14 protein-coding genes are annotated in these 9,546 nt (G+C 61.6%); 6 read left to right on the top strand and 8 right to left on the bottom strand.

The features are described 5' to 3' along the window. Positions 1–2: 2 nt before the first annotated feature. Entirely contained in the window at positions 3–308 is a 306-nt protein-coding gene (locus tag LB523_RS05935) for a hypothetical protein (protein ID WP_095768409.1), read from the top strand. Positions 309–401: 93 nt separating this feature from the next. On the opposite strand, the gene LB523_RS05930 is transcribed toward LB523_RS05935, so the two are convergent. Together LB523_RS05930 and LB523_RS05925 are read right to left on the bottom strand one after the other, a co-directional pair. Then, positions 402–815: a DoxX family protein gene (locus tag LB523_RS05930; RefSeq protein WP_224601799.1), complete on the bottom strand. Its 414-nt coding sequence runs from the start codon at positions 813–815 to the stop codon at positions 402–404. A 210-nt stretch (positions 816–1,025) separates the two neighbouring features. Then, complete coding sequence (locus tag LB523_RS05925) at positions 1,026–1,817, bottom strand: tryptophan 2,3-dioxygenase family protein (protein WP_224601450.1); 792 nt, start codon at positions 1,815–1,817, stop codon at positions 1,026–1,028. Positions 1,818–1,955: 138 nt separating this feature from the next. On the opposite strand from LB523_RS05925, the gene LB523_RS05920 reads away from it, so the two are divergent. Then, a complete protein-coding gene (locus LB523_RS05920) occupies positions 1,956–2,429 on the top strand; it encodes an Lrp/AsnC family transcriptional regulator (RefSeq protein ID WP_095768406.1) in 474 nt (157 codons plus the stop codon). Between the two features lie 425 nt (positions 2,430–2,854). Here LB523_RS05920 and LB523_RS05915 read toward each other — a convergent pair whose 3' ends face one another. The 3 genes from LB523_RS05915 to LB523_RS05905 all read right to left on the bottom strand — a co-directional run bounded on the left by LB523_RS05915 (position 2,855) and on the right by LB523_RS05905 (position 4,741). Then, positions 2,855–3,214: an SPW repeat protein gene (locus LB523_RS05915; RefSeq protein ID WP_095768502.1), complete on the bottom strand. Its 360-nt coding sequence runs from the start codon at positions 3,212–3,214 to the stop codon at positions 2,855–2,857. Positions 3,215–3,379: 165 nt separating this feature from the next. Continuing rightward, positions 3,380–4,435: a PAS domain S-box protein gene (locus LB523_RS05910; RefSeq protein WP_224601448.1), complete on the bottom strand. Its 1,056-nt coding sequence runs from the start codon at positions 4,433–4,435 to the stop codon at positions 3,380–3,382. A 60-nt stretch (positions 4,436–4,495) separates the two neighbouring features. Further along, positions 4,496–4,741: a hypothetical protein gene (locus LB523_RS05905; RefSeq protein ID WP_095768404.1), complete on the bottom strand. Its 246-nt coding sequence runs from the start codon at positions 4,739–4,741 to the stop codon at positions 4,496–4,498. Between the two features lie 94 nt (positions 4,742–4,835). Between LB523_RS05905 and LB523_RS05900 the strand changes: the two genes are divergently transcribed. Continuing rightward, a complete protein-coding gene (locus LB523_RS05900) occupies positions 4,836–5,342 on the top strand; it encodes a hypothetical protein (protein WP_224601445.1) in 507 nt (168 codons plus the stop codon). Between the two features lie 40 nt (positions 5,343–5,382). On the opposite strand, the gene LB523_RS05895 is transcribed toward LB523_RS05900, so the two are convergent. After that, complete coding sequence (locus tag LB523_RS05895) at positions 5,383–5,796, bottom strand: HD domain-containing protein (RefSeq protein ID WP_140840707.1); 414 nt, start codon at positions 5,794–5,796, stop codon at positions 5,383–5,385. Positions 5,797–6,341: 545 nt separating this feature from the next. Between LB523_RS05895 and LB523_RS05890 the strand changes: the two genes are divergently transcribed. Both LB523_RS05890 and LB523_RS05885 read left to right on the top strand, forming a co-directional pair. Continuing rightward, positions 6,342–6,545 (top strand): CsbD family protein, encoded by a 204-nt coding sequence (locus LB523_RS05890; protein WP_095768401.1) that lies wholly within the window; start codon positions 6,342–6,344, stop codon positions 6,543–6,545. Positions 6,546–6,900: 355 nt separating this feature from the next. Continuing rightward, positions 6,901–7,101, top strand: coding sequence for a hypothetical protein (locus LB523_RS05885; protein ID WP_140840705.1), 201 nt, complete (start codon positions 6,901–6,903; stop codon positions 7,099–7,101). A gap of 92 nt (positions 7,102–7,193) precedes the next feature. On the opposite strand, the gene LB523_RS05880 is transcribed toward LB523_RS05885, so the two are convergent. Together LB523_RS05880 and LB523_RS05875 are read right to left on the bottom strand one after the other, a co-directional pair. Further along, entirely contained in the window at positions 7,194–7,388 is a 195-nt protein-coding gene (locus tag LB523_RS05880; RefSeq protein WP_140543027.1) for a hypothetical protein, read from the bottom strand. A 106-nt stretch (positions 7,389–7,494) separates the two neighbouring features. Continuing rightward, complete coding sequence (locus tag LB523_RS05875; RefSeq protein ID WP_095768399.1) at positions 7,495–7,704, bottom strand: cold-shock protein; 210 nt, start codon at positions 7,702–7,704, stop codon at positions 7,495–7,497. A 404-nt stretch (positions 7,705–8,108) separates the two neighbouring features. Between LB523_RS05875 and LB523_RS05870 the strand changes: the two genes are divergently transcribed. Continuing rightward, positions 8,109–9,419: an Nramp family divalent metal transporter gene (locus LB523_RS05870; RefSeq protein WP_224601797.1), complete on the top strand. Its 1,311-nt coding sequence runs from the start codon at positions 8,109–8,111 to the stop codon at positions 9,417–9,419. The last annotated feature ends 127 nt before the right edge of the window (positions 9,420–9,546 follow it).

Genomic DNA, 9,546 nt, shown 5'->3' with positions numbered 1-9,546 from the left:
CCATGAATGTCGCCAATCTGCAGCTCGAGGGCCTACTGATGGCCGTCGCTTCGGTCAACCAGGTGCTGGTGCGCAAGGGCGTGCTGACGGTCGAGGAGATCGACATCGCGTTGCGCAAGGCGGAGGCCAGCGAAACCAGCGAGGAGCGCTCGGAAGGCATGTCGGCCTCGAGCCGCGACGCCGTCAACTTCCCGATCCGGCTGCTCGAACTCGCCAACCAGTGCCAGCCGGAAGCCGACATGCCGTCCTTCTCGAAGCTGGCGCGCATGGTTGGCCAGATGAAAGAGCCGTATAACGATCAGATGTGAGCGTGTGGGAAGGCGCCTTGTCTTGAAATGTTGGCGCCGCTCCTCATCCGACCTTCGGCCACCTTCTCCCCGTAGAACGGGGAGAAGGAAAGTTCACGCCCTGCCTGGCCAACCCTGCTTGACGGCCAGCACGCTGCCCGGGCCGTGCGCGGCGGCGTAGAGCAGCCCGGCGGCGAACGGGAAATGCGACATGAAGGCGCCAAACTCGGCCTGGTTTCCGGCCCAATGCGACGGGCCGTGAAAGGCGAAGCCGAGGAAGATGACATAGACCGCGCCGATCAACGCCAACGGCGTCAGATAAGCGCCGGTGAGGAAGGCGATCACCAGCAACGCTTCGAGGATCGCCGCGCACCAGGCCAGGAACAGCGGGAACGGGAAGCCGGCGGCCGCGATGTAGCCGGCGGTGGCGCCGATATCCATCAGCTTGAAGGCGACGGCCATCGCGAACATGGCGGCGAAGATCAGGCGGGCGATGAGAATGGCGGCGGTCTGCCAGGTCGACTGCATTTCCACGATGTCCTCCGGATTGAAGCGGTTGATGCCCCAAGGACGGGCGGAGAGAGATGGTTCCGACAGGCGCCGGAAAAATTGTTTGGCGAGAGGCGCCACAACTTTCTCCTTCTCCCCTTGTGGGAGAAGGTGGATCGGCGCTTCAGCGCCGAGACGGATGAGGGGTGTTCCAGCGGAGTGAAACGCTGGCTTTCCCTGGAACACCCCTCATCCGGCCGCTTCGCGGCCACCTTCTCCCACAAGGGGAGAAGGAGAAAGTTGCGGCGGATGGCTGATCGAATCCCGAACGGTGCCGTATTCGGCGCCCCAGCGGTCCGTCATGACGCAGCGAATGTCCCAGAGCTCGGGGAAGAAGCGGTGGCGGGCGCCGCCTTCGAGGATCTCCACCGGCCTGCCTTTCAGCGACTTCGCGCCGAGCCCGATCGAGCGGTGGATCAGATAGAGGTGATTGGCGCGGAATTTCTGGAACAGCTCGTCGAACTCGATCAGCGCCTCGGCCACGACATAGGAATCGCCGTGGTCGTAGTGTTCGTCATAGATATCCTCCACGGTCAGTCCGCGGCCGTCGAGATAGGCATGCTTGAAGGCCCGCCAAAGGTCCGGCGGCAGGCGCAGCAAGAGCCTGAAGCCCGGCGATTCCTGGCCGCTGCCATTGCCGAGCTGCAGGCGGATCTGCTGATACTCCTTGGGCGACATGGTCTCCAGCAGGTCGAGCTGCGCCGTCATCATGCGCATCAGCCGGTGCACGCGGCCCATCAGCGTGACGATGCGATGCGTGTCCTGTTTCTCCAGATAGTCGAGGACGTCAACCAGCGTGTAGGCGATGAGCTTCATCCACAGTTCCTCGACCTGGTGCACGATCTGGAACTGCAGCTCGTCGGCGTTGACCATGTCGGAGAGCGGTTTTTGGCAGGCGAGCAGCTGATCGCATTTCAGATAGACGCCGTAGTCGCGCATCTCGGGGGCCTCGATGCGGGCGTGGTAATCGTTCTTGTCCATGGCTTCTCCTTCTTGCGGCAGGTTTTTCGACCGGGCGACAAGGATAGCGCTCTCGGCTTGAACATTGTTCCTTTCTGTTATCCAAATGACGTGGAATGAAGGACGATCGTCGATATCTCCTGTCATATTGGAGAACGAATGACGCTGGATGCTCTCGACCGCAGAATAGTCGCCGCGCTTGAGCGCGACGCACGCATCTCGTTCGGCGAACTCGCCGAGGAGGTCGGCTTGAGCAAGACGCCTTGCTGGAAACGGGTGAAGGCGCTGGAAGAGGCCGGCGTTATCCGGGGATATTCGACCCGCATCGACCCGGCCAGGATCGGCTTCGGCATCGAGGCCTTCATTCAGGTGTCGATCGACTTCGAGGTGTCGGATGCCTTCGAGGCGGCAGTGAAGAAGCACCCGCTGATCCGCCGCTGCTACGCCACCACGGGCGAAGCCGACTATCTGCTCCAGATCGTCACCGTCGACATGATGGCGCTCGACCGGATGCTGCGCGAGGAACTCAGCCGCCTGCCCGGCGTGCGCCGCACGGTGACTTCGATGGCGATGCGCGAGATCAAGGGCGACATCTCGTTCGCCGAGGCGGCGGCGCGTGCGCTGAGGGGATAAGGCGAGCGGCAAATTGAGACGTCGGCTCGACGGTACCCTGTCGGCAATCGAGCCGTGGACGCGGGCCGCGCAGGCCCGCGCCGCATGGTGTCTTTTATGGCGACGCAAGGCGATCTACTGGCTGGAGGACGCGTGACGAGAATATGGGAGCCTGATCACGGCCGGCTCCCGCTCCACCTTTTCCTTCTCAGCGTCGGCCTTGCGTTTCGGGCATTCCTCGAAATCATGGTCGCGGCCGCCGCAGTAGGAGCAGCACTTGGCCGGGGTGTCGGGGTTAAGCATCGAGACCATTCCCAAGAATGCACCAAAACGTTTCCCGTTGCAGCAATCGCGTGAAGACGCTGCATGGCCGTTCAGCCCGATGCCCAGACGCCGCAGTAGCAGGAGCTCGCCGCTTGCGCGGCGGGCTCCCGCTCAATCACCGCTCACGCATGAGCGTGGGGATGACGGAAGTCCCAGACAGCCCAGGCCGATGCCGCGACCACCAGCACGCCGAGAACGACATGCGTGGCCATGACATACGTGTCAGCCGCGAAATGTAGCAACCAGGGCGACACGATCAGCCAGAGCCCGAGGACGACGTTTACCCATTCTTCCCATTCGGCGAACACCGAAAGCGTCGCGAGCGCCAGCGCGCCGAGAAGAACGCCGACAATCCAGGCGTTCCACGCGGGCACCGTCGCTGCGGTGAATCCGATGACCCATGGTGAGATGAACAGGCAAATCGCCAGGATCAGGGTGATCCAGTCCTGACTCTTTCTTGCTTCCATCAGTTTGCTTGGCATGACAACCTCCATAGACGAAGCTTGACCAAAGCAACTGTATCCGCGTGGACATTGCACGCTTAGCGATTGATGTAATTACGTTTCTATCAGGCTGCAAGTGGCGGGCGGGCAGGCCCGAAACGCGCGTCGCCGGCGTGGGACGGGAGAAATCCCGCCGCCTGCCGCTCAAACGCTGAAGTCGGCGTCGCCCTCTGCCCCCAGCTGCGGAACGACGATCGCCTCGAGCGGCGCGTCGAGCGTCCATTTCACGCTGCCGGGCGAGCGTTCGAGGCTTGAGGAACCGCTCAGCGACTGCGGCGCCACCCGCTGCAGCACCACGGTGCCAAAACCCTTGCGCTCACTCGTCTTCTGCTCAGCTCCAACGGCCGTCGCGCCGGATGTCTCGTGCCACAGAAGATGAAAGCGCCGCTGCGCTTGCGGACCGGGCTCGACCTGCCAGGTGATTTCGATGCGGCCGCCTTCGCCCGCCAGCGCGCCATATTTGGATGAGTTGGTGCCCAACTCGTGGAAGGCCATGCCGAGATTCTGCACGGCGTTGGACTGCAGGGTCAGGAGCGGCCCGGAAAGCGAGATGCGCTCCTCATGGCCGAAAGGCTTCAGATGTTCCTGGATCAGGTCGAACAGGCTGGCGCCGGCCCATTCGGAGGTGACCAGGAGATCGTGCGAGCGCGACAGCGCCATGATGCGCGAACGGATCAGTTCCTCGAACTCGCCCGGATCGGTGGAGCGCTTGCTGGTTTCCCTGATCATCGACAGGATCACGGCGAACTGGTTCTTCACGCGGTGATTGACCTCGCGCATCAAGAGCCGGATGCGGCGCTCGCTTTCCTTGGCAGCGCTGATATCGCGGGCGATCGTCGAGGCGCCGATGATCTCGCCCGCATTGTTCCTGATCGGCGAAATCGTCAGTGAAACAGTGATCAGGGAGCCGTCCTTGCGCCTGCGCACCGTCTCAAAGCTCGGAATGCGCTCCCCCTTGCGAATGCGGCCGATGATCTCGGTTTCCTCGTCTTGCATATGCTCCGGGATCAGCATCAGGATCGACCGGCCGATGGCCTCTTCGGCGGTATGGCCGAACATGCGTTCGGCCGCGTGGTTCCAGTCGGTGATCACGCTGTCCAGAGTCTTGCCGACGATGGCGTCGTAGGAAGAATCGACGATCGCGGCCAAGCGCGCATCGGCGTTCGGATCGTGTCGGAACGTCCCCCCGGGATTGGTCATAGACGGTAATTAGGGCCGGCCGAGGTCAAGGCAATCTGCCGCGAGCGAGCGTGCATCTGCTCAGGGTTTCGAGTCGCTGGAGCCATCTGCGACCTTCCGATCCAGCGATATCACGCCGAAATCCTGCGACTTCGCGCCCAGGTCAGCGGTCAGAAACCCATCGGACGCCAGCCCACGGCGCAAAAGCTCGCGCACAGCGGCCGAGCGGCTTGGCATGCGTTTTTCGAAACGCCAGTTTTCCAGCGCCGCCAATTCCTCGTCGGTCAGCATGATCTGCAACCTTTGCGGCCGTTCAAGCTCAACCACTTCCGCCTCCATCCGAGCCGAACACTGTGAGTTAGTATGTGCCTAACTGTGAGTAGAAATAGGAAATGGCCATAAGGCGTCAAGAGGGGATGATTTGCCGATCGGTAATGAAGCCAACGATGCTAAGGATGCGGTGAAACCGCGTTTGATATACTTTGCTAACTGGCTGATTTATTTATTGTTTTTAAAATTTGTGTATTGCCAACCGCACTGCTCCAGCGCATGGTTGCAACAGAGGGATAGACCCCCGCGAAAGGAGGGTTTTCCAATGATGCGAGGATTTTCCAACCGGCTGCGCGACGACTCTCACTGCAAGGTCCAGCAGGCCCTGCGGATCGACGGGATCGTCAACATCATCCGGGTTGCGGAAGAAATCAGGCTCAAGAACCTCGCCGAGAACATCGCCCGCGAGGACATCGAAAGCCTGGTGATGCAAATCGCCCAACTTTACGGGGCGCCGATCGAGTTCGACGACCAGGCCTTAACGGCGCTCGACCTGCCGGAAGCCACGGGCGGCGACAACCGCAACGACCTCGAAAGGGCCCTGTGGGAGCACGCGCTGCCGGACGCGCGGCTCGATTTGCTGCAGCTAGACGAATAGCGGGGCGACGCCCGCAGCAGCCTAGTGCCCCCAACGCCGCTCAGTCCCTGGCGGCCAACTCGCCCAGAATGTCGAGCCCCGTCTCATACCGGTCCGGCGCAACGCCCGCCTGATGAGCTTGCCACAGATTGTCGCGCAGGTCGGCTATCTTAACCGGCAGGGCAAGCTCGTTCGAGGCGGCGCGGAAAATGAAACCCTCCTCGCTCTCGTCCATGCGCCTGGTCAGCGCATCGACCGCCGCCACCACCGGCAGGCCGAAGCCGGCGCCGTGCAGCCGCTCGAGACTCCAACCCTCGCCTTTCTCGACCACGTCATGCAGATAGGCAACCGTCTTTTCGTCCAGCGTTTCGACCGCATCGGCAACCCGTCTCAGATGTTCGATGTAGGGTCTGCCGGTCTTGTCTTTCTGACCCCGATGGGCCTGCTCGGCGATTTTGGCGGCTTGGTGAAGCATGGTCCTTCCGATCTCGTCACGATAAAGCCCGTCCCGGCGAGGGACGGCCGAGGCGGGCTTGCTCGGGTCGGAACCCGGTCCGGATGACGGGCCTTCGGGGAAACTGCGCGCCATCCATGCCGCAAGAACCTCGGCACCGGCCTAATGTTCCAACGCTGCCGGATTTTTGAGGATGCGCCATCCCCAATCCGCGCCACCCGTTCCAGGCGGATGCCAGCACCTGGGCGCGTCGCTGAAATGAATTCAGACGACACGCTTTAAGTCTTTGTTTTGATGCCCGTCGTCCCAGAACCGCTGCGCATTCTGGGCGACATGCATTAAAAAGAAGCCCGGACCAGGAGCCGGGCAAGAGAGGTCTTGGGAACATGCTGACCGGGGGTCACGTTCAGCGTTTGCTAATTTGGCGGTTCATTATGACGGCCAGATGAAGGCACATTCGTCCGTGTCGTTGTGCTCAGCGCCTGCCTCGACGCAGAAAGAGCTTTCGACAGGAACTTCGCGGTCGTGTTGCCGTTAGCCCTCCGTGTCCAACAGGAGGTCCGGCCATGGACTGGAACCGCGTCGAAGGCAATTGGAAGCAGGTGAAGGGCAAGGTGAAGGAACAGTGGGGCAAGCTGACCGACGACGATCTCGATCGTATCGCCGGAAAGCGCGACCAGCTCGAAGGCGTAATCCAGGAACGCTACGGCCTGGAGAAGGATCGCGTGCGCCGCGACATCGACGACTGGTACAGGATGCAGGGCTGGTAACAGTCGGCTCCCCAAAACGAAGGGCGTTGCCTCGCGGCAGCGCCTTTGAGAAGCCGGTCACCCGCGCGACGGCGGCGTGTCCGTTTCGACCTGCAGGTCGGGCGGCATGAATGGCTCTGATGGGCTACCATGGCCGAGTTCCGCCCGCGCCGAAGGCGCGCTGGATTGTCCGGATCGGCTTGCCTTCGCGAGGCGCCTGGCGCGCCGCCTTGCGCCGGTTCCAGAAAGGCGCCGCATCGGGGATCAGCCGCGGATCTCATGGTCCGCCGCCAGCGGGACGCCCCGGATATCAAAATTGCAGAAACGCATGAAACATGCCGCCGCCTCGAAAGTTCCTACCGGAAGGAGTTGGCTCATGATCAACCGAGGCGACGGCGCCGAACCCGGCGATGGCAAAGCGGCTCAACCAGCACACGGCGATGTGGAATTGCTTGCCCGCCGCCTGGCAAAGGATACCGACATCTCGGAGGACGAAGCTCGCGAACTGATCAAGCTTATCGGCCCTGACTGGACTTCACTGGTGAGAGAGGCGAGGTTCCTCAAGGGACGGCACTGATCAAAGGCTTATCGAGATTTTCCCGCAGCCGGGACGACCATCTCAGGAAAGGCGAACCCAGCCCGGCGCCACGGCGCCGCTCACGCCGCGCCCTATTTGGCGGCGGCCTTCTTCTTCACCTTCTTTACCGGCTCCTCCACCGGCTCCTGCGCAAGCCTGGCCTTGCGAAGACGCGCCGTTTTGGCAACCCTGGCCGCCGCCTCGCTGTCGATGATGGCGCGCGCGGTTTTTGTAGTGGCCTCGTTCTTGGCGTCGCCTTTCGGCTTGAACACATTCGTATCAGCCATGTGCTACCTCGCTATGCAAATGAAAAAGGCCGGGCGAACCCGACCTTCCCTCAAAGCCCCAGCGCCTGTGCCGGTACATCCGTGGTCAAAGGCGCCGACGCATGGCTTAGGCTGCCTGGAGGTTCTCCGCGGCGCTCTTGCCGCTGCGAGCGTCCTTGACGACGTCAAAGCTTACCTTCTGGCCTTCGACGAGAGAACGCATCCCTGCGCGCTCCACGGCGGAGATGTGAACGAACACGTCCGGCTGGCCGCCGCCCTGTTCGATGAAGCCAAAGCCCTTGGTGGCGTTGAAAAACTTCACGGTTCCAGTAGTCATACGATTTCCTTTCAAATCGACGCAAATTACCGCCGCTTGGCCGAATGCCAAACGTCACGGTTTTCGAAATTGAGAGGGAAGATCGTCGGGCGCAAAGGCCCTGAAACAACGTTCGTTCAACAAGATCGATGTCACACATATAGCGTTTAAACTGACTCCCGGCAAGACAACCCCCGATATATTTATGTAGGACCCTTTTTGGCACCCGACCGGATCCGCCCTCTGATGCGAAAGTGACGATGACGGCGGAACCGACGTCATCGCCGCCAGTTACTCACCATCTTCGTTAGCTCTTGCTTATCTACGCAAAACACCTGTCCGAGCCTGTCGTGCAAGTCGCTCCGATTACCCTTGGCCTCGGCTGCCATTGCGCTAGCGCTCGGCCGGGCATGGAAGAACCAACGATGGCCGAAGTCGGTTCGCACATCGAGAGAGAACGAAGCAACACGTCGGCGAAGGGACCTTTGCAACGGTTCCTGCGTATGATCGGCCCCGGTTTTATCACCGGCGCATCCGACGACGATCCCTCCGGTATCGGAACTTACAGCCAAGCCGGCGCGCAGCTCGGTTTCGATATCGGCTGGACCATGCTGTTCACCTTCCCGCTGATGGCGGCGATCCAGGAGATCGCCGCCCGCATCGGCCGCACCACCGGCAGGGGGATTTCCGGCAACCTCAGCAGACACTATCCCTCCCCGCTGCTCTACGTCGTGGTGGTGCTGCTTTCCGTTGCCAACGTCATCAATATTGGTGCCGACCTCAGCGCCATGGCGGACGCGTTGGAGCTGCTCATCGGCGGGCCGAGCCCGCTCTATGTCATCGCATTCGCGATCGTCTGTACCTGCGCGATCATCTTCATCGACTACAGCCGCTACGCGAAAGTGCTCAAATGGACAACTTTGAGCCTCTTCGCCTACGTCATTGCCATGTTCGCCGCAAATGTAGCCTGGGCCGATGCGGCCAAAGGCCTGCTTGTTCCGCACATTGAATGGAGTGGCGCTTTCTTCACCACGCTGCTCGCGATCCTCGGCACGACGATCTCGCCTTATCTGTTCTTCTGGCAGGCCTCGCAGGAAGTCGAGGAGGAGGAACTCAAGCCAAGCGCCAAGCCGCTGCGATGGGCGCCGTGGCAAGCTTCCAGGGCATTCCGGCGGATACGCGCCGATACGCTGGTCGGAATGGCGTTTTCGAATTTGATAGGCGTCGCGATCATCTTCACCACGGCCGCCACGCTTCACAAGGCGGGGGTGACCGATATTGCTTCGTCCACGGACGCGGCCAAGGCTCTGGAGCCGGCCGCCGGAAAGTTCGCCTTCATCATTTTCTCGATGGGAATTATCGGCACCGGGCTTTTGGCTGTGCCGGTGCTGGCGGGGTCAGCGGCTTTCGCCGTCGGCGAAGCCCTGCACTGGACGGTGGGGCTGCAGCGCAAGCCGAAGGAAGCGTTGGCATTTTACGTCACACTCGCCGCCGCGACCGCTCTTGGCACCGGGATCATGTTTACCCCGATCGACCCGATCAAGGCGCTTTACTGGAGCGCCGTCATCAACGGCATATGCGCCGTTCCCGTGCTGATCGTCATGATGCGGATGGCCGGCCGCAAGGACATCATGGGTGAATTCCCAATTCAGGGTTGGCTGCGCGCGCTGGGATGGCTAACGACAATGACCATGGCAGCCTCGTCGGTGGGCCTCATCGCGCAGTGGTTTGCGTGAATCCGAGCAGGGGAAAGCGATCTTCAGATGCGACAGTCGGGCGGTTCATGCGTCGGTCCGGCCAATTGCCTGGCCGCGGCGGTGCTTCGTCGTCGTCAATAACAATTGATGCTTTTAGCTGTGTCGC

It is taken from the genome of Mesorhizobium sp. ESP-6-4 (genome assembly GCF_020164735.1).
In the GTDB taxonomy this organism is placed as follows: Bacteria; Pseudomonadota; Alphaproteobacteria; order Rhizobiales; family Rhizobiaceae; genus Mesorhizobium.
The sequence above is the reverse complement of the archived record's forward strand: the minus strand, read 5'-3'. Positions and strand labels throughout refer to the sequence as shown.

Excerpts from the sequence above, each read along its gene's own strand:
- LB523_RS05935 (WP_095768409.1), top strand. The coding sequence starts at position 3 with ATGAATGTCGCCAATCTGCAGCTCGAGGGCCTACTGATGGCCGTCGCT.
- LB523_RS05930 (WP_224601799.1), bottom strand. The coding sequence starts at position 815 with ATGCAGTCGACCTGGCAGACCGCCGCCATTCTCATCGCCCGCCTGATC.
- LB523_RS05925 (WP_224601450.1), bottom strand. The coding sequence starts at position 1,817 with ATGGACAAGAACGATTACCACGCCCGCATCGAGGCCCCCGAGATGCGC.
- LB523_RS05920 (WP_095768406.1), top strand. The coding sequence starts at position 1,956 with ATGACGCTGGATGCTCTCGACCGCAGAATAGTCGCCGCGCTTGAGCGC.
- LB523_RS05915 (WP_095768502.1), bottom strand. The coding sequence starts at position 3,214 with ATGCCAAGCAAACTGATGGAAGCAAGAAAGAGTCAGGACTGGATCACC.
- LB523_RS05910 (WP_224601448.1), bottom strand. The coding sequence starts at position 4,435 with ATGACCAATCCCGGGGGGACGTTCCGACACGATCCGAACGCCGATGCG.
- LB523_RS05895 (WP_140840707.1), bottom strand. The coding sequence starts at position 5,796 with ATGCTTCACCAAGCCGCCAAAATCGCCGAGCAGGCCCATCGGGGTCAG.
- LB523_RS05890 (WP_095768401.1), top strand. The coding sequence starts at position 6,342 with ATGGACTGGAACCGCGTCGAAGGCAATTGGAAGCAGGTGAAGGGCAAG.
- LB523_RS05885 (WP_140840705.1), top strand. The coding sequence starts at position 6,901 with ATGATCAACCGAGGCGACGGCGCCGAACCCGGCGATGGCAAAGCGGCT.
- LB523_RS05880 (WP_140543027.1), bottom strand. The coding sequence starts at position 7,388 with ATGGCTGATACGAATGTGTTCAAGCCGAAAGGCGACGCCAAGAACGAG.
- LB523_RS05875 (WP_095768399.1), bottom strand. The coding sequence starts at position 7,704 with ATGACTACTGGAACCGTGAAGTTTTTCAACGCCACCAAGGGCTTTGGC.
- LB523_RS05870 (WP_224601797.1), top strand. The coding sequence starts at position 8,109 with ATGGCCGAAGTCGGTTCGCACATCGAGAGAGAACGAAGCAACACGTCG.